A 26,866-nucleotide genomic window follows, 5' to 3' on the forward strand; every position below is an offset into this window, starting at 1 on the left:
TCAGCGGCTCCGACCGGCGGCGATCAGGTCGCTGCAAGTGAGGGCGGCGCGCTGGATGTCGAAGGTGTGCGGCCGGGTCCAGTCCGCCTCCGGCCAGACCCGCAGGATCCAGCGGGCGGCGACCGTCGCCGTCGTCCGGCTCACCTCCAGGGCCTTCCCGCCCTCGTCCCGGAAAGCGGCACGCGGGTGGGGCCACGCCCGGCTCGGGTCGGTGAGGCTGACTCGGATCGTGGCCGCGCCCGGGATCATCTCTGCGAGCTGAGCAGCGAGACGGTGCTGTCGTCGGGTATCCGGGCAGGCCGGGTTGACGCTCGGCGTGGCGAGCATGTGATACTCCGTTGTTCGTAGGAACGCGGTGCGGCGGTTCTCGTGCAAAAGCCCCGCCGCCCGCGAGATGTGGATCGGTACCCCTCGGGGTGTCGGCCCGGTGCTCGGGAGTTGGTAGCTCCCGGGCGCCGGTCTCATCCACCCCTGTGCACCCTGCGGTCGTCATGACCCGCGCGTGCTCGTCTCCTTCCCTTCCCGCCTCTTCCGTCAGCCAGTGATCTCCGCCTGTAGGCACCAAGACCATATGGCGCCCCTCGGCCCAAGTCCAGCTTCCATAGACCTGCCCCCACCAGCAGCGGAACACTGCAATGGATGCTTTCGATGGACAACGTACATTGCAGTTACGCCATCTCGTCAACTGCAATGGCGAGACGCTGGACCTGGCCGACCCTGATCACCACTGAGGTGGATATGATGGCCGCCATGACGGAGATCTGGAGATGACCGAATCGCGCGAGCGCACCTTCTCGGAGTTGCTCGACTACCTGTTCCGAGAGGTGCACCCGAAGGGCCGCGGCCCGTACACCTACGCGGAGGTCTCACAGGGCATCCGTGACACCTCTGGCGTCACCATCTCCGCGAGCGCCATCCAGCAGCTCCGAACCGGCACCAACTCGAACCCGAAGATGCAGACCATCCGTGCGCTGGCCGGTTTCTTCGGCGTGAACCCGGGCTATTTCTTCGACGAGGAGGAGGCGGAGCGCCAGCGTGCCGAGATCCAGTTGGTCGCCGCCATGCGCGACCAGGGGGTGCGCCGGGTCGCCCTGCGCGCGAACGGTCTCAGCGCTTCGAGCCTGAACATGGTGAACACCGTGATCGACCAGGCCCGACGACTGGAAGGAATGCCCGACGAGGCGGAAGCGTCGGGACTGCTCGACGACAAGTAAGGACTTGGCCGCACACCGAGCAGCGCGCACCGCTCCCTTCGCTCACCTCTCGGCAGGTTCAGAGTCTGCTTCCATCAGCACGATCACCCGGAGACGGTCGCTGCGCATGGGCCGCAGGGCCAGGATCCGTACGCCGACTTCTCGGCCCCGATGGTGGGGAAGTCGAAGCCTACGCAGGTCTCCGTCGGCGTGTTCGACCACCTCGCGGCGGTCCCACATCCGCCGTGCGGCCGGGGAACTCGTGAGGATGTCGCGCTCCAGCTGTTGCAGCGCTTCGTGGTCCGGATGGCGGGCGCGCTCGTAGCGAATCTGGCCGAGGTAGGAGCGAGCCCAGTCCTGCTCCCAGTTCACGAGCTGCTCGCGGGCCTCCGGACTTAGAAACGCCCACCGCATCTGATTCGCCTGGTGAGCCGCCCACGGAAACCACTCCAGCAGCGGCTCGTTGTAGCCGATCACGTTCCAGGCGAGGTCCGTCACGAAGGCGGGATCGGGGGCCTGGCCGTCCAGAAACCGCTGCAGCAGCTCGTCCATCTCCGCCGCCGCACCGGCCTCCGGAACCGCGGCGACCACCGGCGGATGGCCCACCGCCATCAGGTACAGGGCATCGCGCTCAGCGCGACTCAGCCCCAGCACCGACGAGAGTCGATCGAGAAAGTCAGCGGAGTACTTGGCTTCCATGCCCCGCTCCAGCGCCCCGTACCAGCGTTCACTCACCCCGGTCAGCCGAGCCACGTCACGCTGCGTCAGACCCTTCGCCCTACGGCCCGGAGAGGCCAACCCGGGGATCTCATCGGGATTCACCCGCCGCCGCCACGATCGCAGCAGCTCAGGCAGCGACTCGCCGCCACCTTCGCCACCCGCGACCCGCCCGCCCCGCACGTCCATAAGGGCGAGCCTAGGATGCGCTCACCGGGTGACATGCACCATAGGGCGTCCAACCTCCCATCCAGTCGATCATGGTTCAGTCATTCAGCGTAGTCAGACATAACGGATAATCAAGTAATCAACTACTCAGAGTGCGAACCGCCTCACACCCGAATCACCGGCCCCCTGCGTTTCCGGCCAACGGTGAGGAGGTGCGACCGGGAAGGCTCACCCCCCCTCCGTCAATCACCATGCGTAATCGGAACTGCCACTTCCAGGAAGAGTGAGTTCCTGCCTTCTCTTGGCATCCTCGGGGCTTCCGTCCACCCACAAGTTGACGCACCGCCGAGGCCGAAGGGGAGCACCGTGTCCTTGCCAGAAGTCGACACGCGTCGACTGCGCGCATCGTGCGAAGAGCAGATCGACCTCCTACGTCTGCCGCACCGATTCACCACCCGCCAGTTGAGCGAGGCCATAGCCGAGCTTCGCGGGAAGCCCATCGTCCTGCAGCCGCTGAGCACGCTCGGCGCGGTCGAAGCGCCGTGCGGAATGAGAATCGAGACCCCGGACGCCGATCTCCTCTTCTACGAGGAGGGCACGTCCGTCCACCACCAGCGGCACATCCTCACGCACGAGCTGTGCCACGTGTACTGCGACCATCCGGGAAGCCTGGAGGTCAACGCGGACACGGCCCGCTCCCTGGGGGTCAACCCGACGCTGGTGATGCGTATGTCCGGGCGGACGAGTTACTCGACTGCTGATGAGCGCGAGGCGGAGATGATGGCGACGGTCGTCCGCCAACGCATCTACCGCGAACGCGAGGCCCCTCCACACCGCCCCGAGAGGGGCCCGGATAGCTGGGAAGCTCTCTTCGCCCAGCCCGTCAGGAGAGGTCGCCTCCGCGCATGACGAATGCTGTCTTCCTCGGGATGGCGTTGCTGCTCGCGTCCATAGCCGGCTACTGGGTGCTCGGACGCGGAACGCCCCGGCCGACCGGTACGTCGGCCATGGGCGCGCTTCTCGGCTCCTTCGCCATGGCCTTCGCCTCCTATGCGCCGCTGCTCAGGAACGTCGCGGAGTCGATCGTGCCGCACGTCGGCCGACTGCTGAGTAACTGCGCTTCTCTGGGTGCCGCCACAGCGGTCCTGGCCGTTTCCTTCCAGCTCAACCTCGAACCCTACGAGGCGCGGCAACGCATCCGGGTCCGTCTCGCTCTGCTCACCGCGTCGGTCGTCACCATGACCGTGCTGTTCGCCTACGAGCAGCTGACAGCTCGTTCTCCGCAGGTCTACGCGCTCTACCTACTCCCCTATACCTCCTTCCTCGGGTTCTCCGTGGTCGACTTCCTGAGGCAGGCCGTACGCCAGTCGAAAGCAACTCGGCGCGACAGCATCCGGGGCGGGTTGCGGGTGGCGGCGGCAGGCTGCGTGTTCGCTCTCGTCTACGTCGTCTACAAGCTGACGCGCATCGTAGGCCTCGGTCTGGGACTGGGCGACGAAACGCACGCGCAGTGCTCATCGCTCGTGACCTCGACGTGCGCCTTCAGCGTCACCTCCCCGGCAATCGCCGTCCTACTGATCTGCCTCGGCCTTACGTGGCCTGCTGTCCTCTACCCGATCAACCAAGCCCGCCGACGTCGCTGGGAAACCCGGTCCTTCGAGACGCTCCGCCCCCTCTGGCAGGACCTGTCAACCGCGATGCCGCAGATCGTCCTGTCGCCGGCCGAGGACATCGAGGGCATCTCCGACGACTCCGACTTCCGACTGCAGCGGCGCGTCATCGAGATCAGCGACGGCATCCTCGCCCTCCGGCCGTACCGGTCGCGCAGGGTGCAGGAGAGCGCGGCGTCGAACTTCCACACCGCTACCGAGCAGGGCGCCGCCGCTGTGGAGGCGGCTGTGGTTCGAGCTGCACTGGCAGACTCGAAGGCTGGCCGGTACGCGGACGAAGTCGCACCTCCGTCGGTAGACGCCGCCGCCCGCGAGGATCTTCGGGCCGACACACAGTGGCTTCTCCTGGTGGCCGACGCCTACGCCCACGTCGGGCGTGTCGGCGTCGACGGCCGGCCACGAACGATTGGAACCTGAAGACATGACCGACCCGACTCAGGACCCCCGCTTTCTCCAAGACCCCTACCCCACTTACGCGGCCATGCGCTCGGCATGCCCAGTACAGGCCGTACCCAGCGGGTCCGGCGGGCGCCTCAGCTACCTGGTCACCGGATACGCCGAAGCCAGGGAAGCGCTCGCCGACGCCCGGCTCTCGAAGGACACCTCCGCGTTCTTTGCGGACAAGGAATCAAAGCGGCGCCTCCACCCCGCGGTGGCGCACAACATGCTGTCGAGCGACCCGCCCGAGCACACCCGGCTGCGCAAGCTGGTCACCAAGGCGTTCACGACCGGGGCGGTCGCGGAACTGCGCCCGTTCATCGCCAGGGTCACCGACGACCTGCTGGACCAGTGGCCTGTCGGTGAGCCCTTCGACTTCGTGACAGGCTTGGCCGTCCCGCTACCCGTCATCGTGATCTGCGAACTCCTCGGAGTACCGGACGAAGACCGGCCCGACATCCAGCGCTGGTCCGGCGAACTGTTCGCGGCCGGACAGCCAGAGGTCATCGACGCGGCCTCGCACTCCCTGGCCGACTACATGACAGACCTCATCGCCGCCAAGCGCCGACACCCCGGCAACTCGCTCCTCGACCGCCTCATCTCGGCCCGCGACGGCCACGACCGGCTCAGTGAGGAGGAACTGGTCTCCCTCGCGGTGCTCCTACTCGTGGCCGGTCACGAGACCACCACCAACTTCCTCGGCAACGCGACCCTCTCCCTGCTCCAGCACCCGGCCGAACTCGACCGCCTCCGCCAGAACCCAAACGACATCCCTGCGGTGCTGGACGAACTACTTCGATTCGACTCCCCCGTCAGCACGGCCACCTTCCGGTACACCACGGAGGCCATCACGCTCGGCGACACCGGCATCCCGGCAGGCGCACCGGTGCTGGTCGCCCTCGGAGCCGCCAACCGCGACCCGGAACGGTTCCCGTCACCGGACCTGCTCGATGCGAACCGGGACGCTGCCGGCCACCTCGCCTTCGGGCACGGTATCCACCGCTGCGTCGGCGCTCCCCTGGCCAAGGCCGAGGCCGAAATCGCGCTGCGCGCGGTACTGACACGGTTCCCGGGCCTCCGGCTCGCCGTACCGCCCGACCAGCTTCAGTGGCGGCACGCCCGTCTTGTACGCTGTCTGACCTCGCTTCCCGTCCTTAATTAGCCCGAGGGTCGCTTAGCGAGTGAGCCGCTCTGGGGGCGAGTAGTCAGGCCCCGGAGCTGCTGTTCGCTAGGAGTGAGAGCGGGGGCTTTCCGAAGATCGGACACGAGTCGCGGATGAGGTGATTCCGTCCCACCGTGCAGAAGGCCGTACGGTCCCACGCCTATGAACCGCTCCGTCGAGCTGATCGAGGAAGCGCTCGGCTCGCGTCAGATCCTCAGGGGTGTCTACCGCTACACCGTCGTCCAGGACAGAGACCATCTGTACGGCGTGGCCGTGTTCGACGAAACGCAGCATCTCTACTCCTTCGGCACGCTCCAGGGGTCCTTGCTGGAGCCGACAGAAGTGCTGGAGAGCCTCGCCTGTGAAGCCGTAGAGGCCCAGTTGGCGCAGGTACTTCGGCCGGTCGCCCCTGGGGTATGGGATGGGCTGGCGCGAGAACATGAGGGCCTCGCTGCGGGCCGTGACGACGACCTTGACGACGTTGTGGTCCAGGACGGCGCCGACGTCGACCAGCTCAGTGTAGGCGTTCACGGCGCAGGTGCCGGGCGGAGTGAATTCCAGGGCCTCGGAGATGTCGTTGATGGCGGTCGGCGAGATGAACGGCTCGTCGCCCTGGACGTTGATGTATCCGTCGGCTGGCAGGCGTTCGGCGACCTCTGCGACGCGGTCGGTGCCGGTGAGGTGCTCCCCGGTACGGATGCTGTCGATGCCGAGTTCGCGGCACGCTGCTTCGATGCGTTCGTCGTCCGTCGCGACGATGGCTCCGTCGAGGCGTTTGGCCTCCAGGCAGCGCTGGTGGACGTGCCAGAGCAGCGGCATGCCGCCGAGGAGGGCCAGTGGTTTGCCGGGGAAGCGGGAGGCACCCCAGCGGCAGGGTATGACGGCGATGTGCCGACGCCGTTCGGCGGTGGTCGGTCGGGCTGTGGTGGCGGCCACGGCGTCCTCCTGGTGGTCGGGTTCGGGGGGCTTCAGGTGAGCTGGGCGAGCTTGGCGCGGATGGTGGGTGAGGCGGTGGTCGCGAACGGCCGCCATTGGTAGCCGTCGACCTCCTCCTCCTGCAGCGTCACCGCATGATCGGCCCCGAGGTGGAAGGCCCAGCGGAAGTCCACGTGGTGGTGGGCCGGCTCGTGCTTCGACGGGTTCGCGTCGATCGCGTGCACGTCGATGTCGAGGGGGATGTCCTCGTGGTCGGCGAGGGGGACGACGGCGCTGGGCGGGATGCCGGCCTCCTCGTGCAGTTCGCGCAGGGCGGCGTCGCGCAGGTGCTGGTCGGACGGTTCGTTGTGCCCGCCGGGCGCCAGCAGTTCCCTTGATGCCTTGTGCAAGATGTGGAGCACGTGCCGTTCATCGTTGATGAGGATGGCGCTGCAGGTCACGTGAGCGGGGAAGGTCTTGCGGCTGGTGGGATCGTCCGCGCCGGCGAGCGCGGCGAACAGCATCGTCAGGGAGGTGCGCTCGTCCGGGTGGCGGGCGAGGTACGCCTCGGTGACGGCGCGAATGTGTTCGGTGGAGGGTGGCAAACGAGATCACCTTTCGAAGTGGCGGAGCCAGGTTCTGGCGATGGTGTCGCGGTCGGCCGCCGGCATCTCGTGCAGTCCGGGCTGGAGTCGCGCGTGGCTGAGTGCGGCGGTGGCGGCGAGTATCTCGGCCTGGACGAGGTGGATGTAGGTGCCGACGGCGGCGCCGTGCACGAAGTTGACGGCGCCCCCGTCGGCGAGGACGTAGAAGTAGTGGCCAGTGACCTCGTATCGAGTCAACTGCGGTCCCACGGGCTGGCGTTCGTAGAGGTCATCAAGGCTGCTGAGTTCGAGTTCGTCCTCGGAAGAGGTCACCGATCCGAGGTACGCGCCGTTGCGCAGGGCGGCGAAATCCTCGTGCCGGAGGGCGAGATTGCCAGTGGCGCAAAGGACGAGTTCCGCGTCGTGGACGGCCTCGGTGGTAGACGAGCTGGTGCGGAAGCCGAGGGCGTGCGCCTGTACCCGCTTGACCGCGTCGTTGTCGTACACGGTGACGCGCAGGTCCTGGGCGCGCAGGGTCTGCGCAATCGAGCGGCCGATCTTGCCGAAGCCGATGACACAGGCGCTGCGGCTCGTGAGGATGTCCCCGCGGGCGCGGACGAGGGCGTCGGTGGAGAACACGATGGACCGGCCGACGAGGTGGTCCTCGCAGTCCTTGAGCGGTGAGCGGGCCACGGACACGACCGGGCACGGCAGCGAGCCGAGAGCGGCGTACCGCTGGTGTCCGTTCTCGGTGTCCTCGACGACGCCGAGGATGCGGCCGGAGAACTTGTTCACGAGGGTGTCGAGGCTGGCCGCGAAGTACCCGCCGACGTCGGCCAAGACGACGTCCTGGCCGCCGGCCGTGTCCTCCAGGTAGTGCAGGGCCTGGGTCTCGTCGGTGAACCGCTCCCGGCTCAGGTCGTGGACGGGCAGGGTGCGGCGGACGGTGTCGAGGGTCGGCTGGTGGATCGACCGGGGCTTGGGGAGGACGGCGCCGATCGTGGACACCGCGGTCATGGCGTGCAAGAACGCCGGTCGTTCCGGGAGCAGGTGGGTGATGACCAGCGTCGTGATCGCTTGCTCGGCGGGGAACTGCACGGTGATCCTCCGGAAGAAGGCATCCAGCCGTGCTCGCTCGGGGGTTTCCATGGGCACTCCTCTCGGGTTCCGAGGCGTAGGGCTACGCGGCCCGGCTGTAGTCCGGCACCGGGGCGGCCAGAGCCTGCATGTGCGCGCGCAGTCCGCTGTGGAGGTCGACGCGCGGCTGCCAGCCGAGGACCTCTCCCGCACGGCTGGGGTCGGCACGCGTGACGAGAACGTCCCCGTTGCGCACGTGGTCCTGGTGGAGCTGGATCTCGCGGCCGGTGAGGCTGTTGGCGATGTTGACCACGTCCAGCAGCGATGCGTTCGAGCCGCCGCCGACATTGATGGGGCCGTGAGCGTTCGGGACGACGCCGGCGGCAATCGTGGCGGCGACCACGTCGTCGATGTAGGTGAAGTCGCGGCGCTGGTGGCCGTCTCCGTACAGGCGCAGGGGCTGTCCGGTCAGGGCGGCGTACAGGGCGCGGTGGGTGAACATGTCGGCGCGCTGCCGGGGGCCGTAAACGGTGAAGTACCGCAGGGCGACGACGCTGGGGCCGCCGGGGCGCTCGGCGTAGGCGAGGCAGAGCTGCTCCTCGGCCAGTTTGGTCACGGCGTACGGGGAGGCGGGATTGGGGCGGTCGGTCTCGAGGCTAGCGTCGCCGTCGGTCGGACCGTAGACGCTGGAAGAGGAGGCGACGACCAGTCGGGGGACGCCGATCCGGGTGGAGGCTTCGAGGACGCGGTGGGTGGCCAGCACGTTGGACGCGAGGTAGTCGCCGAACTGCGGTCCCCAGGAGGGCCGCACGCCGGGGATGCCGGCGAGGTGGAAGACCGCGTCAGCGTCGATCAGAAGGGGATCGATGGCGCAGTGGAGGAGGTCGGCCGTGACGTGGTGGTATCCCGGGCGTCCTCGTAGCGCGGCGAGGTTGGCGGCGGCCGTCGGGTCGGTGGACGGGTCTCGGCGGTCCACGCCGATCACGGTGGTGCCGGCTTGGACGAGGGCGTGGGCGAGATGGGAGCCGATGAATCCGGCGGAGCCGGTCACCACGGTTCGTCGGAGGACAGCGTTGGTCGGGGTCTGCTCGTGCTGTGGCACGGGGATCTCCAGAGAGGTGTCGTCGAAGGGGTAGGTCAGGTGAGCCGGGACAGGACGGTTCTGCCGTGCGCGCTGAGGGCGGCGTCGTTCTCTTGGTGGCCCTTGACCAGGGCTGTGGCCGCCTCGATGGCGCCGAAAGACTCCAGGAGGCGTCGTTCGGTGTCGTTCGGCGGGCGCCCGTAGCCGTCGAAGAAGGCGGTGCGGAGGTGGGGTGCGGCCTGCCAGCGTCGGAATTCGAGCCGGGCGAAGTCGCGGACCCGGGCGTCGCGTCGCATGTGCTCGAAGTCGTAGACGCCGAATGTGTCACCGAGCAGCCAGTTGCGCGGCTGGTAGTCGAGGTGGCAGATCGCGCTGTCCATGTGGCTGGCGCCCAGGATCACCGAGTGGTGCTTCAGCAGGTTCTCCTCGGCCGCGTCGAGCAGGTCGGCGTGGACGGCCCGGTCGATCCACCCCTGGAACCGCTCGGCGAGCGAGGCGCCGACGGCACCGCCCTGGGGCATGGCCGTGGCCCGGTGCAGCTTGCCCAGCACGTTCCCGGCCTCGTGGTGGGCAAGCTCCTCCTCGGGCGAGCCCGGAGCGAAGGTGTCTGCCCGGTCGCCTGCGAGTGCGGTGAGCAGCAGGGTGCGGGTGGCGTCATTCCGGCCGACCAACTCCGGTGCCTGGCCGGTCAGATGGGTGGCCCACGCCCCATAGGCGCGGAGTTCTCCGACGTAGCGGTCTCGCTCCGCGTGCTGCTTCGCGATGAACTGACGCCCGTCGCCGGCTACCAGGCGTACAACGCGGGGCGGGAGCGCGGGGTCCGCTGCGATGTCGACTGCGCCGAGGAGGAGGCGCGCCAGTTGTATCCGGGGGTCGCGCGAGGTCGCGATCACGGGGTCGGCTCCGGCGTGAGGAGACTGAGGTGCTCGGTGTCGTTGTGCCGGTCGAGCATCCAGCGGGTCTGACCCAGGCGATTGCGGTGGTGCTGCCAGCGGGTGATGGAGGCGTGGTTGTGGGTGAATCCGGCCGGCGAGCCGATCGGGATGCCGAGCAGCAGAGTGTGGGCGGTGATCACCGTCTCCCCGTGGGCGGCGAAGACGACGCGCTTGCCGTGGTTCTCCTCGATGAGCTGGCTCAGGTTCCTGCCGGAGCGCTCCAGGAACCCATTCCAGGTGTCGGAGCCGTTGGCCCAGGGCGTGTCGGGGTGGGCGTGCGGCCCGCCGTCGGCGGCCGTCTTCACCGCGTCCCATGGCCGGCCGTCGGCGTCGCCGTGGGCCGGGCCATCGAGTCGGTCGTCGTGGTGCACGGGAATCTGGAGCGTCTGGGCGATGATCTCGCCGGTCTGGACGAGGCGGATCCGCGGGCCGGTGTAGATGACGTCGAAGGGCTTCTTCAGGTGCTCGGTAGCCAGGCGGCGTGCGGCCTGTTCGGCTTGGGCGTACCCGAGGTTGGTCAGGCCGGTGCAGGTGCGCGGGCCCCCGACGAGGCCGTCGGCGTTGCACTGGGCTTGGCCGTGCCGGACGAAGACGAGTTCGGTGATGATCATGAGGCTCCTCGGTGGGTGAAACGGAGGGGCAGGCTGTAGTGGTAGCCGTTGCGGCCGACGTATGGGGCGGTGAGCACGGCGTGCAGGCCGAGGAAGCTGTCGAGCTGGCCCCGGTCCGTCGTGCCCAGCCGGGCGTCGTGGCGTCGGGTTGCCGCGTTGTAGGCGAGCAGGGCGGTGGTGACGGCTTGGTCCGTGAGCGGCCCGTAGGTTAGGTGGAGCGTCGCGACGAGCTTTGCGAGGTCGTAGCCCATCGGGGCGAGGGACAGGTCGTCGGTGTCGACGGCGACGATGTCCTGCGTGCTGGTGATGATGAAGTTCCGCGGGTTGCTGTCCTTGTAGAAGGCGCAAGGTCCCTCGGCGGTCGCTTCCAGCAGGCCGAGCATCGCGCGCAGTGCCGTCTTGCTCGGCAGGTAGCCCTGCTCATGGCGTCGCCGCAGAGCGACCCTCCGGGGACCGAGGTAGTCGTCGAACTGCGTGCCGTCCTTGAAGTGGTGCGGGGTGTCCAGCGACGCGGAGTGCAGCTCGCTGGCCCAGGCGGCACCGTGGGCATGGCCCAGCAGTTCCGCCACGCGCGGAAGGTCCTCGGGGCGCACGGGGCGGCCCTCGATCCGTTCGAACGTCAGGGACTGCGGCCCGGCAGTGTGGAGAGCCGGCTGCCGCAGCGGCTTGGCGTGCGCGGTGAGCCACCAGTAGTGGCGCACCGCCCCCGCCGCGCGCTCGGGTTCCGCGTAGTGCTTGGTGAACGGGGCGGGGCTCATGCCGGCTCTCCTTCATCCTTCGGCTGGGCGACGACGAAGGTGATCCGGGACCGGGTGGTCAGCGGCTGGTCGGGAAGGAACTCGTGCAGGGCCGCCGCCAAGGCACCGGGGTTGCCGTACAAGCCGGGCGCCAGGTCGTACTTGGGGTTGGTGGCCAGGTACTGCGCCGAGTGGTCGTGGCCGTCGAAGGTGAAGACGTGCTCCTCGTCCAGGACGGCGATCACGTCGAGCGAGGAGGCGGCAATGTCGGCCAAGCTGTCGCTGTGGGCTGCGGTGTACAGGCTCTCGTGCTGGGCGGCACGCGGATCGAGACCGGCGCAGGCGACCAGCTGGTCCATCTCCCGGTAGCTGTCGAGGCCCTTGGTGACGAGCACGGCCACACCACCTGGGGCGAGGACCCTGGCGATCTGTCCGACGACGTCCTGGGGGCGCGGCGAGTGGTAGAGGCAGAACGCGGCGACGACGACATCGCTCGACCTGTCGGGCAGAGGGAGGTCGTGGAAGTCGCCTTCGACGAACTCCACCGTGCTGTCGGGCAGGTTCTTGGCGCGCTCGCGCGCCTGTGCGAGCAGCGCGGGGGCGGCGTCCAGGCCCACGACGCGCTCGGGCTGGAGCTGCTCGTCGAGGATGAGGCTGCTCGTGCCGCGACCGCATCCGATGTCGAGCACCGCGCCGAGCCGGTCCGGCCGGGCGTGATGGGTCTGCACCAGGCTGACGATGGTCTCGGGCACCGGGTGTCCGGCGGTCTTGGCGCGCATCAGGGCGCTGGTCCGCCCGGCCAGCCGCGAGGCGTGTCCGTACAGCTCCGGCTGCCGGACGGGGTCCAGGAACGGGTTGGGCTCGTTCATGCCGCACCCCCTGACCGGGGGCGCGGGCCGGTCAGGAGTGCTCGGCGACGACCTTCCGCAGCCAGCGGCGCGTCTGACGCCGGTTGGCCAGCAGCACCACATCGGCGCCGGAACCGAACTCCTCGATCTTCGCCATCACGCGGGGCCGCATCTTGCGCCGGTACGTGGCGACGTACTTGATCACGCCCCAGTGGATGCGGTTGTGCACCCCGTTGCCCTTGTGCCCCGCGCCGTGCCGGATCTGCCGGGAGAAGATCCCGTACAGCGCCGCCACGGTCGACACGTCCATCAGGACCACGGTGTCGCAGGCTTCGAGCCGTACCTGCAGCGTCGAGTTGTAGTTGCCGTCGATCACCCACCGCGGCTGCGCGACCAGCTCGCGCTGGACGTCGGTGAACTTGTCCATGGGCAGCGCGTTCCACTCGTCGTCGTAGAACGCGGCGTCCAGGTGCGTCACCGGGGCATCGAGGATCCTGCCCAGTTCGCGGGCCACGTGGGATTTGCCGCTGCCTCCGCAGCCGACGATGGCGACCTTCTTCATGGTGCTCCAGCGTAGAGAGGTTCGGGTGTCCGGCGGATCCATCCTCCGGGACGCGCCCGGAGGATCCGTGCGCCATGGTCGATCGAGCGGTCTGCATCAGGCAGCTCCCCGCTCGGCCGCGGCGGTCTGGAGGAGGCCGCGCAGAACGGACTCCAGCGTGTTCACCTGCCTGCACAGGCCGAACAGGCGCAGGCGATCTACACACGCGGCGATCAGGGCGGCGTGCTGCTCGGTGCCGGCGATCTCGCGCAGGTAGGAGAGGCGTTCGAGAACGTCGCTGCCGGAGCGCACGACCAGCTCCTTCGGGACGAACCGGTCGGCGAAGCGGATGTCTGCCGGGGCCAGCGGCAGGCAGCCGGCGAGTACGGCCTCGAAGATGCGCTGGGTCATCTGCCCGACGGCGGCGTACCGCTCGGGCAGCATGAGCACCGTGGCCAGGGACCGCCCGTAGACGGCGGCGGCGCCCTCGAACGGGATCCGGCCCGCGAAGCGGACGTGCGGCCAGCGGCCGGTCTTCGTCCACTTGCCCGCGACCAGGTGCTCGACGCGGGCGGCTGCCGGGGCGAAGAAGCGGTCGAAGGGCTCGTCGCGGTCGTACTGGTTGCCCACGTAGCCGAGCGCGAGATCGCGAGGCCGCGCCGCGAGGGTGAGGGGATCGGCCTGGGCGAGGAGGTCCTCTGCGACGGGGAAGAGCAGCGAGTGCGCGCCGAGGGTCGGGGCGAGCGCGGCCTCGCAGACGCGGGTGTGGGCCGTGCGGCGCCACACGCTCTCGGCGCGCAGGGTGCGGTCCTTGTCCCAGATCACGGTGGGCGTCCGGTGCCGGGCCGTGTAGTGGTTGATGAGCTGGGCCTGCCGGTGGAGGTCGCAGGTGTGCCCCTCGCTGCCGCACACGGTGGTGTTGCGGCCGGGGATCGCCCAGCGCCACTCCAGGAACAGGGCGTCGATGCTGGGCAGGCCGTCGTCGAAGGCGTACGCGCCGCCGAGGTCGTCACCGGCTTCGAGGCGGTCGCGGTCGGGCTGGAGGAAGACGATCTCGTGACCGCGGGCAAGGAGGGCGTCGATGAAGGGGCGGCGGTGGCTGCGGCCTCCGTCGGGGGTGTCGGTGACGCCGTTGCCGAGGAAGCCCCAGAAGCTGTATCCGATCTTCATTTGGTGATCCACCGCCCTTCGAGGAGCAGGGCGTCGAGGCCGGAGTTGGCCAGGCAGTCCAGGGCCATCTCGGGTGTCCCGCAGATCGGCTTGCCCTTGACGTTGAGGGAGGTGTTGATCAGCACGGGAATGCCGGTCCGGCGGCCGAAGGCGGTCAGCACCGCGTGCATGAACGGGTTCTGCGACCGGGTGACGGTCTGCAGGCGGGAGGTGCCGTTGGCGTGCACGATGGCCGGCACTCGGTCGCGCGTCAGGTCTGTCACTCCGGAGGCCATGGACATGTACGGGGCCGGCTGGCCGAGGGTGAAGAATTCGGCGGCGCGCTCGGCCGGGACCATGGGGGCGAAGGGCCGGAACGGCTCGCGGAACTTCACGGTGGCGTTGAGCCGCTCGACGACGCCGGGCTCCAGCGGGGAGGCGAGGATCGAGCGGTTGCCCAGGGCGCGCGGTCCGGCTTCGACCCCTCCCTGGAAGAGTCCGGCGATCATGCCGTCGGCGAGCTGGTCGGCGAGGAACTCGGCGGTCTCGATGCCGAGGGTCTTCTGGCGGAGGCCGGGCCAAGGGGTCAGGTCGAGGGGCTGGTCCTCGTAGGAGGGGCCGAGGTAACAGCGGCGGGCGATGCCGGCGACCGGGCGAGGGCTGCGCCCATCGACGTGTACGGCGAGGGCGGCTCCGATGGCGGTTCCGGCGTCTCCGGGTGCCGGCGGGACGAACACCTCGTCGAAGATGTCAGCCTCGATGATCTTCCCGATGCTGACGCAGTTCGTGGCGACGCCGCCGCCCACGCACAGGCGTCGGGAGCCGGTGAGCACACGGGCTCGGCGGGCGAGGTGAACCATCACCTGCTCGGTCCGCTCTTGGAGGGCAGCCGCCAGGTCTCGGTGGACGTCGGTGGGCGGCTCGTTCGGGTGCCGCTCGGGGCAGGTCTCGGCGACGAACCGCCGGGATGTCCTCGGGTATCCCGAGGTGAGGGTGCGCGTCGGGAAGTAGCCGGGGTGGATGCGGAAGCCCGTGGCCGTCGTGCGGACGGCCGTGGTGAACAGGTGCCGGAAGCGTGCGGGGTCGCCAAGGGCGGCCAGCGCCATGACGGTCCCTTCCTCGTCGCCACGCCTCCAGCCCAGGTGCTCGGTGACGGCGCCGTACACGTACCCGAGGGAGGCCGGGTCGTAGATCGCTTCCAAGGGCTGGAGGCGGGGGCGCTGGATGCCGTGGCCGTGGGCGATGGTGGTGGTCTGCCGCTCGCCGAGGCTGTCGACCACGAGTACGGCGGCTTCCTCCCAGCCGGAGGCGGCGAAGGCCGTGAGCTGGTGGGCTCGGTGGTGCAGGACCGGTGTGACGCGGGCCGAGGGGAACTGGCTGCCAAGGACGCGCAGCCGCCGCCGAGTCCGCAGGGCGACCTTGGCAAACCCGTGAGCGCGGGCCAGGCTGCGGTCGCGGGTCATCGGCGACAGCGCCATGCGCAGGGCAGCGGGCGACTCGGCGAGGTAGCGGAGGGGCTGGAAGTTGTAGGCGACGGCGTCCACGTCGCTGGCACTCAGCTTGGCCTGGTCGAGGAGCCACCCCACGGCGCGGGCCGGGTAGAGCTTGGTGTGCTTCTGCGCGGAGAGGCGTTCCTCCTCGACGAAGCCGACGAGTTCACCGTCCACGAGAAGGGCGGCCGCCGAGTCGTGGGTGTACGAGCACAGGCCGAAGACGACGGAGGGGGTGCGCTTCATGGCGGCGGTCACCGTGCCCCGGCCGTCGCGGCGCGATTGGTCGAGCGTCGCTCCAGCTCTCCGTACCAGGCAGTGAGGGCCTGCCCGAGGGGCCCGTCGACCGTGTCGGCCGCCCGCCACGCCTGCTCGCGCTTGCCGTCCTTCCACAGCCGGTAGCTGCGCAGGGTCTCGGCCATCGCGTCCCAGCCGGGGTGGCCGGTCACGTCACGGGCCTCGACCTGGTCGAGCAGGCCGTCGAAGCCGTTCCAGGGTGTTCGCAGGTCGGGCATGACCTCACTCGCCGGGAGCGAGGTGAGCGTGTCGGCCTGCTCGATGTGTTCGTCGTAGATGTGCAGCGAGCCGATGTGCAGGTGGAACTCGCCGAGTTCCGCGTCGAGCCATCCGGCGACCAGCTCGTGCAGCACGGTGTAGAAGAACACGTCGTACGGCATACCGATCCATACGTCCTGGCCGCGCATCGTGGTCGCCATGTGCAGGCGGCCGGCGCGCAGGTGGAACCGGAATCCGAGGGTGCAGGGCACGTCCTTGTGCCCGGCGGCGTCCTGGGCCGGGTCGTAGAGCTGGATCAGGGCTCGCCGGGAGTCGGGGTCGGCTTGGAGGATCTCGACGACGCGGGCGAGCTGGTCGACCTTGCCGGCCCAGTTCCGCATCCTGGGGCCGTACGCCCCCAGGAGGACGCCTTCGTCGGCGAACTGCCGCAGCCGGTTGTTGTAGTCGAAGATCCACGGTGCGTCGGATCCGGACAGGTGCCAGACCGTCTCGGCGACGGCGAAGGCCGGATTCACAATGCGGGCGGGCGGGGCGTAGAGCAGGCGGGCACGCGGCTGAGTGAGCAGCAGGTGCACGTCGCGGACTTCGTGGGTGGCCATGCCCCGGGGGCTGATCTTCTCGCCGGATTTGGCCAGCGTGACGGCGCCGGAGAACAGCTCGGCGATGCTGTCGGCCGTGAGAGATGTCATCGGACGGATGCTCCTTCGTCCTGGGGCGACGCAGCGGCGCCCGGGTGGTGGTGGGTGGAGTCGTCGGCCCTCGGGCCGGAGGTGGCGCGGTCGGTGATGAGCCGGGCGATCCGAGCGGCGCTGTCGCCGCGCCACCGGCAGACCGCGTCCAGGGCCGCCCGCGGGATCGGCGCGGGGCCCCCGCGCACGCCGGAGAGCGCTTCGGCGATGTCCTCGGTGGCCTCGCATCGGGTCGCCAGTCCGTGACCGGCCAGGTCCAGGGTGCGTTCGCCCGACGGGCCGATTTCGAGGACCGGGATGCCGAGCAGCGCGGCTTCGATCCCGCACGTCGAGTACGCGCTCGCCAGGACGTCAGCGCCGGCAAGGCAGCCTCGGGCTCCGACTCGGGGATCGGCCACCGCGATGGGCGGCCCGGCGTCCCGCTTCACCAGAGCGGTGAAGGCGTCGGCCCCCTGCGCCGGGTGTGGAGCGATGACGAGCCCCCAGTCACCGTCCGCCTCAGCGAGCCCGTCCAGGAGGAGGTCCGTGTAGGAGTTGAGGTGATCGGGGTTGAAGGGCTGGCAGGCCCACACCGCGATCCGGGCGGGCGCGCGGCGGCCCCCTGGAGCAAGCAGCTTCTCCAGGTATCGGCGCTGTGCCTGGCGGCTCAGGCTGACGAGGACGTCGAAGCGGGGCTGCCCGAGGACGTGCACCTCGGCCTGGGGGTGGCGCGCCCACTCTCGGCCCAGGGCGAGGTCCCTCTCGCCCATGACGATGATGTCGCGGCTGTGCAGGGCCGGCCAGGCGACCGATTCCGCCGTCCACGCCCCGTGCTGGACGTTCACCGAGTTCGCCTCGTGCCGCTCGGCGGCGTGCGCGGCCAGCACGCCCAGGGGGCTGGTGTCGTTGCTCAGCAGAACGGTGTGCGGCCGGGTGGTCGACAGGATGTCGTCGAGCCAGCTTTCCGCCCGCACGACCGTCCGCCACGACGGCTGGGTGCAGCCCCCGCTGGTCTCCAAGAGCACCGACAAAAGCCTTATGAGCCGGGCAAGTTGGACACCGTGGCCTTCCACCTGGATGACGTGCTCGTCGTCGGGACGGTGGAAGCCCTCGGCGGTGCCGGAGAGGGTGAAGAGGTCGCTCGGGGCCGTGCGCAGCTCGATACCCGTGACCAATCCCGCGCTGCACCGCTCGGCGGCATCAGTGGCGAGATCGAGCAGGAGACTCCTCTGCCCGCCGCGCGCCAGGTCGGCGAGAACCGGGGTCAGCGTGGCCCCGTGGCGGGAGGTCCACGACAGCGCCAGAACGTCCTGCCGTCCGAGATCCGAGGGGAGCGGACTCGGCTCCGTGTTCGCCGTAGTCGTCCGGGCGCGGTTGCGGAGCTGGGCGGAGCGGGTCGGGTTGTGCGGTGCCGCAGCACCGAGCACGTACGCGACGCCGGACCACGTCACGGTGTAGGCCAGGTACTCACGCGAGCTGCTCGGACGCAGTCCCACGAGTCCTTCGTACGGTGCCAGGGTCAGGGGCCCTGGGGCGGAGGCGAACGGTGCCCAGGAGTTCAGGGCCAGGAGCTTGCGCACGATCTCGGCGACGAAGCGTCGCACGGGGACGTGCTGGACGTGGAGCCAGCCGGCTCCGCCCGGGGTGGCAGCCAGCGTGGCGCCGTAACGGTCGAGGGCCTCCATGACGTCTTCGACGCCGGAGCGCAGTAACTGCTTGTCGACGGTCGCAGCTTCCAGGTCCGTGGTGTGGATGTGAACGGTCCGCGCGTGCGCCAGGGCGCCGGTTCCGACGAGAGTCCACGTCGGCTTCCCGGCGTTGGAGGAGCGGACCAGGCCGAGGCCACCAGTCGTGCGGGGGCTCACACCGTGCTCCCCTCGACGAGCTGCTTGGCGGGGAGGAGGCTCAGCAGTTCCCTGGGGGACGAGGCCGTCTCGGGGTCGGGAGCCGTCGGCTGCCCGTAGCCCCATCCAGCGTGTACATAGGGGACGCCGGCGCGTGCGGCCGACTCCTGGTCGACCGCCATGTCACCCACGTAGACGGCGGAGGCAGGGTCGACTCCCAGGTCGACCAGCGCCAGGAGGAGCGGGTCCGGGGCCGGCTTCGTCCGGCCCGCTCCGGCGGGCGTGCGGACGGTCGCGAAGGGACACCCGAGGCGCGCGAGGAGCGGGGCCGCCCGATCGACGTGCTTGGACGTCACGACGCCCAGCCGCCAGTCGGCGGCCACGAAGGCGTGGAGCGTCTCGTCGATTCCGGCGAACTCCTCCGCGAGGTGCGCGGTGGCCACGGACTCCGCCTCGTACGTCCGGCGGACCGCCTCGGCATCGGTCACACCCAGCCGCTGCATGATGTCGCCGAACTCCCTGCCCAGGTGGCGCTCGTAGTCACGGAAGGGGAGCGCGACGCCATGGATCTCCTGGACTCTCTGCCACGCCTTCCGCATCACCGGACGCGTGTCGAGCAGGACCCCGTCGAGGTCGAGGAGAAGAGCGCGCGAGCTCTCGTTCGGCGCGGCCGGAGCCGGTGGCGATTCGTGAGCGGGAATGGTCATGATCATCCTTTCGTTAGGGGTCGTCGCGCCTCAGAGGGCCGAGGCCGGTTCGAGTTCCAACTCGGGGTACTGGGCCGGGGCCAGTCAGGCCGCGTCCGGCGGCCCGTCAGCCGAAGGCGAGACCGATCTGTTCGGCGCGGCCGGCAGGCGCGAGAGCCGGTGAAAGCGCGAGAGGTTGAAGCCACGCCCCTGAACCTCACCGGCGGGCACGGCGAAGAGGTCGATGCCCTCTTCGCTGGGTGCCGACGGGGCGGCCTCCCTGATGGCGAGGAGCGCTTCGCCCTGCTCGCGGTGCGGCAGGAGGCGCGGTGCACGATCGATGTGTCCCTCGAAAGTCATGGTCAGCCCTCGGTCAGGTGTATTTGAAGGTGAAGGCGAGCACGACGCTGACGGTGGCGATCAGGGCGATCTGGGCGCTGATCTGCCGCCAGCCCCAGCCCTTCCTGTCCATCCAGCGCAGTGGACGCCTTCAAGTCGGCGCGACGGGCTCCTCGGAGATCACGAGGTGGAGAAACGCCCGGCAGTACTCGCCCAGGTGTTTGATCACGGCGTGGTACTCGTCGTCATCGGAGCTGATGTTGTGCCGGTCGAGGACGAGCACGCCGTCGGCCAAGCCCGCTCGGAGCTGCCGCTCGGCTTCCCGCCAACCAGGTCGATCCCAAGGCGGCGTGTAGACGCCCTGGCTCGCGCTGGATGCCGGGAAGTACGTCGTGGTCACCGGGACCGCCACATCGTGGAGCCGGGCGGCGATCGCGTAACCGAGCTGGTCGGCCTCAGCCTGCAGCGTCCCCCAGTCCTCGTCAGGTCGGGCCCTCGGACTCGGTACCAAGCTGTACGCCAGCACGCGGAGCGGCTGATCGTCCTGTGTGTCAACGACCTGTCGGTAGAAGTGCTGTCGGATGCCTCGGAGTTGGCTAGCTCGGGACTGGCGCTTCACCCGGGGAGAGGTGCGGGGCCCTCTCGGGTGGTCATTGCCAGCAGTCGACGACCCACCGTCCGTGTGCTTCCCACGCCCCCGGTCGAGGGCAACGAGGCTCAACACGTCGGGTCCGCGCTTGACCGCGTCGTGCGGCGGCATGGGGGTGCCTCCGTGAGTGTGGGGATGACCGCGTACGTAGTTCGGCCGCCGTCCGCGACGCCCCACCGAAGCGACAGGCAGGCGACGAGGTGCAGCCCTCGGCCACCAAGGCCGGCGGCACTTGCACGTCGTCGCCTCGCCGGTGCGGTGCTGTCGTCGGTGACCCGGATTCGAAGCTCGTGGTCGTCGCGTCGCAGTCGCAGTCGGACATCCCCGGAACCGTGGATGATCGCGTTGGATACCAACTCCGAGACGACGAGCCGGGCGTCCTCTGCCGGCGTCTCCGGCAACGACCACTGCTTCAGGACGATGGCCGTGGTTCGTCGTGCTTGAGCGACGTGCGCATCCATCGGCTCCATGGCCATCTCGAAGACGTGAGAGGCCAGCGGACACCGAGCGGTCGCGGCGCCGACGACGTGGGCGCCACCGTCGTCGCCCCGAGGCCGGGGCGGCGTTGCTGTCCGGTGCGTGGTCATGAGCACATCGCACCGTGGCTGCGCGATCCGGGACAGGGGAAACCGGAGGGGGGAAATCTTTGTCAAGGGGGGAAAATCAGGGGGGAGTTGAGGGGAGTATTGGCTTTCTCCCACGGATAGGAGTCAGACTCATGGCAGTGGATCCGTTTGCCGAGCTACTCCGTCACCTGCGGCGTAACGCGAATCGGACGCAGGACGAGCAGGCTGGTGCGATCAACGCCGCTTCCGGCCGGGCAACGGTGACCCGCCGAGAGGTGAACCGGTACGAGAACGGTGCGAACGTTCCGACGGACCACACCCTGGGGAACATCGCTTTGGCCTGTGGCGTCCCGCTGGAGCCGCTGCTGCGCGAAGCGAAAGCCGCCCGCGCCAGGCGGCGAGAGAAGAACAAGGCCGAGGCGGAGGACCTGGACGACATGAAACGCCGAACGCTGCTGGGAGGCGCAGTCGTCGGTGCGGCTGCGGCTGCCGAGCCGTGGGGCCGGCTGGCCTACGCACTCAGCAAGGGTTCCAAGATCGACCCTGAGTCCGCGGGGGTGCTTATTGATCATGCGGCCCGGTTGCACGTGGACGAGCTGAACGAGAGCGCGCTCAGCCTGCAGTCCCGTGTCGAGGCGCACTTGGACGCGATCACCGCAGCCCTTCCCCGCGCCGGAGCCCACGAGCGAGCCCTGACCATCGCGGCCGGGGAGACTGCCGCTCTTGCTGGGTGGGTCGCCTGGGACCTCGGCGAGCACGACAAGGCCACTTCCTATTACGGGGTGACCTCGGAGTGCGCGAAGAAGGCTGGACACCCCCCGCTGCGCGCTCTCGCTCTGGGCTACGCGAGCTACGGTGCCCCCAGCCCCGCGAAGGCCCTGGAGATGCTTTCGCAGGCAGCTCAAGACGTACGCGGACGTGGCAATGCAACCGCCGCAGCGTGGGCCCTGGGCCGGTACGCGGAGGAGGCCGCTCAGTCAGGCGATGACGCTGGCGCCCTTCGTGCCCTCGACCAGGCCAAGTTCGCCTATGACTTCGCCGACCATACGAGCGAGCAGGCGTGGGTCCGCTTCGTGACGCCTTACCGGATTGACTCCTTGACCCTCTCGGTTTACGGCGAACTCAAGCGTCAGGAGCTGTCGGCCACCGCCGACTCCGCAGTCGAGCGCCTTGGCGGTGAACTACCCGAGTCCGGAGTGGTCGTCCTGGGTGACCTGGCGTCGGCACTTCTGCGCGGCGGCGACGTAGACCGCGGGGCCTACGTCGCGCACCAGTTCGCAGCAGCGGCGGAGTCAAAGCCCAACACCATGGGCCGTCAGCGGGCGCAGGCCATCGCTGCCGGCCTCCCCGACACCGAGCATGATCTGGCCAGCCACCTGCTGACGTTAGCGACGCTATGAAGCGTCCAAACGCACAGGCTCGGTGAGAGCGAGGCGCCGCAGTGGTGACCTCTACTGCGGGCGCGTCTCGTCGACGACCCAGGACAAGTACGCCTCCGACCCTCCAGTCACGGGCAGCGTGACCCACTGGGGGACGTCGTACGGGTGCTTCTCGTGCAGCCATGCCTCCAGCGCGGGGAGGCGATCCGACGACGTCATGTAGGAGATCCGCCACTCCTGAGCCGTTTCGACCTTCCCCTGCCACCAGTAGAAGGCGGTGATGGGCGCATCGATGTGAACGCCCGCCGCCAGCTTGCTCTCAACAGCGCCTCTGGCGAGGGTCTTCGCCTGCTCCTCGTCGTCACTGGTCGTCTGCGCGATCACGATCTCGTGGTCCATGCGGCTACCTCTCCAGCTCGGGTACCGCGACCCTATCCATGTGTTCGACGTAGGCCAGCGAGTGCTAGCCGGCGGGAGACCGCGCAAACGCACTGATTGCTTCTGAAGCACCTGTGATCCCGCGAAAGGAGCGCTTCTTCGACGTCACTGTGAAGGCGCAGCTGGTCGACAGCGACCCAGGTGATGCGTTGCCGGGGCGCAGCCTCCGAGACCGGTCTGGACATCAGAACCGCCTGACCGGCCACGATCCCACGAGCTCAGCCTCAATAGGTGGCGTCGTACTGCTGAAGGAAGGTCTGCGCCGCCTTGTTGATGGCCTTCACTGGGTCTGCGGTGCGCTGGAAGTTGAACCACTCCCCTACGATCCGCAGCCGGGTGAACTTCTCGTGGAGGTGGCTCTCCAACGAAAATCCGCCCGGCGACTGCCAGCGCAGCACTATGGGAGACGCCGACCCAATCTAAAGCTGCTTAAGGCGCTTCTGGATGTTCCCGGCAACACCGATCTTTATGGACTTCGGGTCGGCTTCGGTGGACACGGCATAGACCCACCGGGAGTCCATCTCATTGGCGCTCTCCGCCTCGGGGACACGTGATGCCCGGACCTCTGAGCAGGGCTGGCAAACCCCTCTCAGGCCACCGCACGAGCACTGGCCGCAGTCGTCGCAGGGCACGCACGGTTGCTGGTCGGCTGGAGGTATCGCCTCGAGGTTCACGGAGAGGACAAGACCCAGGCCGTGGTGCTCACGCTTGTCGACTACACCGACCGCGGTGAGTTCAGCAAGGACTGGTAGCAGCGCGTCCGAGTCGGCTAGGCCCACAACGCGGGCAATGTGGTCCAGGTCGAAGGTGTCGCTGCCCTCGTCGACCTGTTGGTCTGCGGTGAGGACGGCATATGTAAGGCGGGCGGTGGGGCTCAGGTCCTGGTTGAGAAGGGTGACGGCGTCGACCAAGACGGCGTAGGGATGTCGGCGGTAGACGCGGATGATAAGCCTCCTTCGGCGGAGGCGGCCCGCAGTGTTCGGGCCGCCATGTTGTGAAAACGCCGGGCGCGCGGATCTGTTCCCAGACCTGTGGGGTTCAGCGCCCTCGGCCGACCGCCCCTGGAGAGCCGTCGAAGTACCGCCGCCTTGTGGCGACCGCACGGCGCCCATTCGGTGCCCGGCCGAGGGTGGACCTTCACTCGCGAGTGGGCGAGCATTACGCGCCCGCGCCCTCACTCTTCGTACGGGGCCTCCGAGCGAGAGTCCTCCAAGTCGGCGGCCTCTGCCTCGGCTATCTGTGCGGCGATCTCCCTGCGGATGGCCGCCGTGTCCGCAGGCGACCACACCGAGCCGCTCCCGAAGGGCAGCACACGGTCGTGGGGCTGGTAGAGCTCCTCGCTTTCCAGACTGCGGCAACAGGCACGACACTTCCACGGACGGCGCAGAGTGATCCACTGTCTGAGCCCGCACCAGGGGCACAACACGAAGTACGCGCTGGGCCCGTAAGCGGCGGCCCAACTGGCATAGCCCGAACGGCTGCGAGCCACGTTGATGTCGCCATGGGTGCGTTCCGCGACCCAGCCAAGAAGAACCATCTCGCCACCGGGCCACGCACAGGCGCAGGGGCCGTCGCAGTGGCAGGCGCGCGCCTTGCCCAGCTCGACGGCCTTTTCCTTACGGGGCGTGGATGGTCCCTTGACCTCAAGCCATGTCCCGATCTCGGGCAGCCAGAAGTCCGGCAGGTAATGCGCCCCTGACGGCAGGGTGATTCGCTCAGGCTCGTACTGCCAGAGGATGCTGTGGGTGTCGAGGGTGCAGGCCCAGTCGGCTTCGAGCCGAGAACGGAAAGTGGTGCCGCTGTACTCCGTCGGTACGGCTTCGATGGGCTGGCCGTCTGTGGGGAGGTCCGTCACGGCGTCTCCGTTCCAGGTCAGTTATGCGCCAACCCACAGTTTGACCGCTAACCTCGCGCTTCATGAACCGGGCTGCCCGACGGGTGGCCAGTCCCGCTCTCGTTTGCAGACCCATGCCTCGGCCTTAGCGCAGCGGACAACCACCGTTAGCTGCTTCGGCATCACAAGATCCATTTCAGCAACGCCCTCTTTATCGCAAGAACCCGGTTCGTCCAACTCGGCCTTTCCCTGGAATCTCGTCCTGTCATCGCCCCACACGACAGGAGTCGACCCATGCCGGAACCGCGCGGAGCATCCCAGACCGCTTTCTTGACCCTCCCCAGTGCTGCCGAGTACCTCGGTATCTCACCCAACACGTTGTACGTCTGGCGACACCGCCGACAGGGGCCTCCCAGCTTCCGCATGGGACGGCGCGTGATGTACCGGATCACGGCGCTCGACGAGTGGGTCCGCGATCAGGAGCGAGCGGACTCCCGCTCCAACCGCGCCCTCGACCCGCTGAGCCGGAAGCCGCAACGGCGCTCGCAGGCCATGCAGTAGCGCGGTGGCTTACGTGTCCGGCCTCCCCGAGAAGAAGTTCTCCGCACGGGGATTGGATCGTGCCGCAGATCGCGTTAACACCGACCAGCTCATGATCACGCACCACTGGAGGGCCCCGTCATGGCGGGTTACATAGAAGACCGATGGCTGAAGAAGCGCCCCGACAAGCTGACCGGGAAGCGGGAGCGGACCGCGATCTACGGCACCGGGAAGCGCTACCGAGTGAAGGGGATTCCCGGCATCCAGGACCGGTCGTTCCACACCAGCGAGGACGCGAAGCAGTGGCTCGCCAGCGCCAAGACGGACTCCAGCCGTGGTGAGTTCGTCGATCCCCGCAAGGGCGAGATACTTGTCGCCGACTACATCGCCGAGTACTGGTGGGCGGGCCGCTCCGACGAACCCTCGACGGCGGACCCGATGCGCAGCCGCATCTGGAACCACATCATCCCGTTGGTGGGCGACTACGCCCTGCGTGAGATCGACGCGTCCGCTCTACGGACCTTCAAGGCAGCACTGCTCACGAGGGTCGAAGAGTCGACGGCAGAGGTGATCTGGGGACACCTGTCCTCGATCCTCGGCAGCGCCGTCGACGACCAGCGTCTGCTGCGCAACCCGATGAAGGCGAAGAACAGCGTCAAGCCCCCACGAGCAATCGACAGCAAGGCCAAGGCGTGGTCACGTGAGGTCGTCGACGCCGTCCGCGCGGAGTTGCAGGACCGCTACCAGATCGCGGTCGATCTCGGCATCGGCCTCGGGCTGCGCCAAGGCGAAGCGTTCGGTCTCGCCGAAGAGGACTTCGACTTCGCGGCTGGAGTCGTCCACATCCGCCGCCAGCTCAGGTGGGACATCAAAGGCCGCCCCTACTTCTCGCTCCCCAAGGGGCGCAAGACCCGCGAGGTCCCCCTGCCGGCCAACCTCGCCCTCCGGGCCCGAGCTCACTTCCGCCGGTTCCCGTCGACTTCCTGCACGTTGCCCTGGCGGAACCCGGAGGCCCCGACCACCGCGCTCGAGGAGCGCCAGCGGAAGCCGATCACGGTCGAACTGATCCTCACCTCGTCGCACGGCAATCGCATCTACTACCGCACCTGGAACGACCGCAGCTGGAAGCGTGCGCTCGCCGCCGCCGGGCTGATCAAGCCCGTGGGCGAGAAGGTACGGCACGACGGCAACCGGGTTCGCCGGGTCCTGCTCTACGCCGCCCCACGCGAGGACATGTTCCACGTCCTCCGCCACACCTACGCGAGCGTGCAGCTGGAGGCCGGCGAGTCGGTCGTCAGCCTGTCCAAGTGGCTCGGGCACTCGACACCGAAGGTCACCCTCGACCACTACGCTCACTTCATGCCCGGTGCGGGGCAGCGAGGGATCGCCGCGATGGACGCCTGGCTGCGGGACCCCTCCCGGCCGAAAGTCCCTGAGAAGTCCCTGCTGGCATGCAGGGCAGCTCATCTACCCCCGAACATGCAGGTCAAAGGCATAGTACGACAGGGCGCCGACATGTCCGTCAAGTACAAGGAGACCGCCCGGGGCGGGCTCGCGGTGAACATCATCGAGTGCTGAGGACAGCTCTCGGGGAGACTACTCCCGCACCGCGTGCCCCAGGGCTCGCAGAGCGAGGTCGCGGGCCGGGAGGTCGGGGAGGACGCCCGCGGCGGACTCCAGCAGCAGGGTGGCGACCGTCAGTTTCAGAAGGGGGAAGGGAAGCGGCACGACGTCTCTGGGGTCGGGTCGCGACAGGCCGGCCGCCGTGGCCGCGAGCATGCGGGCACGGCTCCAGGCGAGCAGAGCCGGGATCACGTGGTCCCCGTCCACGTGCCCGGCCGCGCGCATCGCGGTCGGCAGCGCTGCCGCCAGGCGGGTGAGGATCTCCTCGCGGTGGTCGCGCAGCAGCACGGCACTCGGGGCCTGGGGCAGCCCGCGGCGGAGCGTCCCGCCGGAGGAGGTGGTCGCCCACGGCGGTGACACGCGGCCGAGTCCTTCCTGGAGCGCCGCGGCGAAGGTGCGGCCCACGAGTTCCGCGGCACCCTCGAACGCCGTGGGAGGGGCGGTCTGGGGGGCGGCCCGCGGAGGGCG

31 protein-coding genes are annotated in these 26,866 nt (G+C 68.9%); 7 read left to right on the top strand and 24 right to left on the bottom strand.

What is annotated here, in order from left to right:
- Positions 1-327, bottom strand: coding sequence for a transcriptional regulator (locus tag Q0994_RS14365; RefSeq protein WP_299534051.1), 327 nt, complete (start codon positions 325-327; stop codon positions 1-3).
- Positions 328-767: 440 nt separating this feature from the next.
- Here Q0994_RS14365 and Q0994_RS14370 point away from each other — a divergent pair, with 440 nt between their 5' ends.
- On the top strand, positions 768-1,214 hold the full coding sequence (locus Q0994_RS14370; protein ID WP_299534052.1) for a Secondary metabolite protein: 447 nt from the start codon (positions 768-770) through the stop codon (positions 1,212-1,214).
- 42 nt (positions 1,215-1,256) lie between these two features.
- Here the strand turns inward: Q0994_RS14370 and Q0994_RS14375 are convergent, their stop codons facing one another.
- On the bottom strand, positions 1,257-2,099 hold the full coding sequence (locus Q0994_RS14375; protein WP_299534053.1) for a helix-turn-helix domain-containing protein: 843 nt from the start codon (positions 2,097-2,099) through the stop codon (positions 1,257-1,259).
- A gap of 345 nt (positions 2,100-2,444) precedes the next feature.
- Between Q0994_RS14375 and Q0994_RS14380 the strand changes: the two genes are divergently transcribed.
- The 3 genes from Q0994_RS14380 to Q0994_RS14390 are packed head-to-tail and all read left to right on the top strand — an operon-like array spanning position 2,445 to position 5,348.
- Positions 2,445-2,987, top strand: a complete 543-nt coding sequence (locus tag Q0994_RS14380; protein ID WP_299534054.1) for a regulator component — start codon at positions 2,445-2,447, stop codon at positions 2,985-2,987.
- On the top strand, positions 2,984-4,165 hold the full coding sequence (locus tag Q0994_RS14385) for an MAB_1171c family putative transporter (RefSeq protein WP_299534055.1): 1,182 nt from the start codon (positions 2,984-2,986) through the stop codon (positions 4,163-4,165). The genes Q0994_RS14380 and Q0994_RS14385 overlap by 4 nt, the downstream gene beginning before the upstream one ends.
- Positions 4,166-4,169: 4 nt before the next feature.
- Complete coding sequence (locus Q0994_RS14390; protein WP_299534056.1) at positions 4,170-5,348, top strand: cytochrome P450; 1,179 nt, start codon at positions 4,170-4,172, stop codon at positions 5,346-5,348.
- Between the two features lie 66 nt (positions 5,349-5,414).
- Here Q0994_RS14390 and Q0994_RS14395 read toward each other — a convergent pair whose 3' ends face one another.
- The 17 genes from Q0994_RS14395 to Q0994_RS14475 form a co-directional block, all read right to left on the bottom strand.
- Entirely contained in the window at positions 5,415-6,380 is a 966-nt protein-coding gene (locus tag Q0994_RS14395) for a 3-deoxy-manno-octulosonate cytidylyltransferase (protein WP_299534058.1), read from the bottom strand.
- A complete protein-coding gene (locus Q0994_RS14400; protein WP_299534059.1) occupies positions 6,317-6,868 on the bottom strand; it encodes an NUDIX hydrolase in 552 nt (183 codons plus the stop codon). The genes Q0994_RS14395 and Q0994_RS14400 overlap by 64 nt, the downstream gene beginning before the upstream one ends.
- A gap of 6 nt (positions 6,869-6,874) precedes the next feature.
- A complete protein-coding gene (locus tag Q0994_RS14405; protein ID WP_299534060.1) occupies positions 6,875-7,996 on the bottom strand; it encodes an adenosylhomocysteinase in 1,122 nt (373 codons plus the stop codon).
- A 31-nt stretch (positions 7,997-8,027) separates the two neighbouring features.
- Entirely contained in the window at positions 8,028-9,026 is a 999-nt protein-coding gene (locus Q0994_RS14410) for an NAD(P)-dependent oxidoreductase (RefSeq protein WP_299534062.1), read from the bottom strand.
- A 35-nt stretch (positions 9,027-9,061) separates the two neighbouring features.
- A complete protein-coding gene (locus Q0994_RS14415; RefSeq protein ID WP_299534063.1) occupies positions 9,062-9,898 on the bottom strand; it encodes an aminoglycoside phosphotransferase in 837 nt (278 codons plus the stop codon).
- A complete protein-coding gene (locus Q0994_RS14420; RefSeq protein ID WP_299534064.1) occupies positions 9,895-10,551 on the bottom strand; it encodes a histidine phosphatase family protein in 657 nt (218 codons plus the stop codon). The genes Q0994_RS14415 and Q0994_RS14420 overlap by 4 nt, the downstream gene beginning before the upstream one ends.
- Positions 10,548-11,309, bottom strand: coding sequence for a phosphotransferase (locus Q0994_RS14425; protein WP_299534065.1), 762 nt, complete (start codon positions 11,307-11,309; stop codon positions 10,548-10,550). Before Q0994_RS14425 ends, Q0994_RS14420 begins: the two co-directional genes overlap by 4 nt.
- Positions 11,306-12,157 carry a class I SAM-dependent methyltransferase gene (locus Q0994_RS14430; protein ID WP_299534066.1) on the bottom strand — a complete coding sequence of 284 codons (852 nt, stop codon included), beginning with the start codon at positions 12,155-12,157 and terminating at the stop codon, positions 11,306-11,308. Before Q0994_RS14430 ends, Q0994_RS14425 begins: the two co-directional genes overlap by 4 nt.
- A 31-nt stretch (positions 12,158-12,188) precedes the next feature.
- Positions 12,189-12,698, bottom strand: a complete 510-nt coding sequence (locus Q0994_RS14435; protein ID WP_299534067.1) for a topology modulation protein — start codon at positions 12,696-12,698, stop codon at positions 12,189-12,191.
- 96 nt (positions 12,699-12,794) lie between these two features.
- Entirely contained in the window at positions 12,795-13,847 is a 1,053-nt protein-coding gene (locus Q0994_RS14440; protein ID WP_299534069.1) for a hypothetical protein, read from the bottom strand.
- A complete protein-coding gene (locus Q0994_RS14445) occupies positions 13,844-15,562 on the bottom strand; it encodes a carbamoyltransferase C-terminal domain-containing protein (RefSeq protein WP_299534071.1) in 1,719 nt (572 codons plus the stop codon). Before Q0994_RS14445 ends, Q0994_RS14440 begins: the two co-directional genes overlap by 4 nt.
- Before the next feature lie 8 nt (positions 15,563-15,570).
- The gene (locus Q0994_RS14450) at positions 15,571-16,521 is read right to left on the bottom strand and encodes a thymidylate synthase (protein WP_299534073.1); all 951 of its coding nucleotides are present in this window, start codon (positions 16,519-16,521) and stop codon (positions 15,571-15,573) included.
- A complete protein-coding gene (locus Q0994_RS14455) occupies positions 16,518-18,365 on the bottom strand; it encodes a hypothetical protein (RefSeq protein ID WP_299534075.1) in 1,848 nt (615 codons plus the stop codon). Before Q0994_RS14455 ends, Q0994_RS14450 begins: the two co-directional genes overlap by 4 nt.
- Positions 18,362-19,051, bottom strand: a complete 690-nt coding sequence (locus Q0994_RS14460) for an HAD family hydrolase (RefSeq protein WP_299534078.1) — start codon at positions 19,049-19,051, stop codon at positions 18,362-18,364. The genes Q0994_RS14455 and Q0994_RS14460 overlap by 4 nt, the downstream gene beginning before the upstream one ends.
- An 84-nt stretch (positions 19,052-19,135) precedes the next feature.
- Positions 19,136-19,390: a hypothetical protein gene (locus Q0994_RS14465; RefSeq protein WP_299534080.1), complete on the bottom strand. Its 255-nt coding sequence runs from the start codon at positions 19,388-19,390 to the stop codon at positions 19,136-19,138.
- A 130-nt stretch (positions 19,391-19,520) separates the two neighbouring features.
- Positions 19,521-20,129, bottom strand: a complete 609-nt coding sequence (locus Q0994_RS14470; RefSeq protein ID WP_299534084.1) for a hypothetical protein — start codon at positions 20,127-20,129, stop codon at positions 19,521-19,523.
- The gene (locus Q0994_RS14475; RefSeq protein WP_363325551.1) at positions 20,087-20,605 is read right to left on the bottom strand and encodes an ATP-binding protein; all 519 of its coding nucleotides are present in this window, start codon (positions 20,603-20,605) and stop codon (positions 20,087-20,089) included. Before Q0994_RS14475 ends, Q0994_RS14470 begins: the two co-directional genes overlap by 43 nt.
- A gap of 131 nt (positions 20,606-20,736) precedes the next feature.
- Here Q0994_RS14475 and Q0994_RS14480 point away from each other — a divergent pair, with 131 nt between their 5' ends.
- Positions 20,737-21,984, top strand: a complete 1,248-nt coding sequence (locus Q0994_RS14480; protein WP_299534087.1) for a helix-turn-helix domain-containing protein — start codon at positions 20,737-20,739, stop codon at positions 21,982-21,984.
- A gap of 51 nt (positions 21,985-22,035) precedes the next feature.
- Here Q0994_RS14480 and cutA read toward each other — a convergent pair whose 3' ends face one another.
- The 4 genes from cutA to Q0994_RS14500 all read right to left on the bottom strand — a co-directional run bounded on the left by cutA (position 22,036) and on the right by Q0994_RS14500 (position 24,256).
- Positions 22,036-22,362: a divalent-cation tolerance protein CutA gene (gene cutA, locus Q0994_RS14485; protein ID WP_129826109.1), complete on the bottom strand. Its 327-nt coding sequence runs from the start codon at positions 22,360-22,362 to the stop codon at positions 22,036-22,038.
- A gap of 263 nt (positions 22,363-22,625) precedes the next feature.
- Positions 22,626-22,799: a hypothetical protein gene (locus tag Q0994_RS14490; RefSeq protein WP_363325552.1), complete on the bottom strand. Its 174-nt coding sequence runs from the start codon at positions 22,797-22,799 to the stop codon at positions 22,626-22,628.
- Between the two features lie 21 nt (positions 22,800-22,820).
- Positions 22,821-23,312 carry a GIY-YIG nuclease family protein gene (locus tag Q0994_RS14495; protein WP_299534096.1) on the bottom strand — a complete coding sequence of 164 codons (492 nt, stop codon included), beginning with the start codon at positions 23,310-23,312 and terminating at the stop codon, positions 22,821-22,823.
- Positions 23,313-23,575: 263 nt separating this feature from the next.
- Complete coding sequence (locus Q0994_RS14500) at positions 23,576-24,256, bottom strand: hypothetical protein (protein ID WP_299534098.1); 681 nt, start codon at positions 24,254-24,256, stop codon at positions 23,576-23,578.
- Positions 24,257-24,529: 273 nt separating this feature from the next.
- On the opposite strand from Q0994_RS14500, the gene Q0994_RS14505 reads away from it, so the two are divergent.
- Both Q0994_RS14505 and Q0994_RS14510 read left to right on the top strand, forming a co-directional pair.
- Positions 24,530-24,796 (top strand): AlpA family transcriptional regulator, encoded by a 267-nt coding sequence (locus Q0994_RS14505; protein ID WP_299534100.1) that lies wholly within the window; start codon positions 24,530-24,532, stop codon positions 24,794-24,796.
- A gap of 120 nt (positions 24,797-24,916) precedes the next feature.
- Positions 24,917-26,353: a tyrosine-type recombinase/integrase gene (locus Q0994_RS14510; RefSeq protein ID WP_299534102.1), complete on the top strand. Its 1,437-nt coding sequence runs from the start codon at positions 24,917-24,919 to the stop codon at positions 26,351-26,353.
- Positions 26,354-26,371: 18 nt separating this feature from the next.
- Here the strand turns inward: Q0994_RS14510 and Q0994_RS14515 are convergent, their stop codons facing one another.
- A complete protein-coding gene (locus tag Q0994_RS14515) occupies positions 26,372-26,803 on the bottom strand; it encodes a hypothetical protein (protein WP_299534104.1) in 432 nt (143 codons plus the stop codon).
- Between the last annotated feature and the right edge of the window lie 63 nt (positions 26,804-26,866).

This window comes from uncultured Streptomyces sp., assembly GCF_947488945.1.
Lineage (GTDB): Bacteria > Actinomycetota > Actinomycetes > Streptomycetales > Streptomycetaceae > Streptomyces.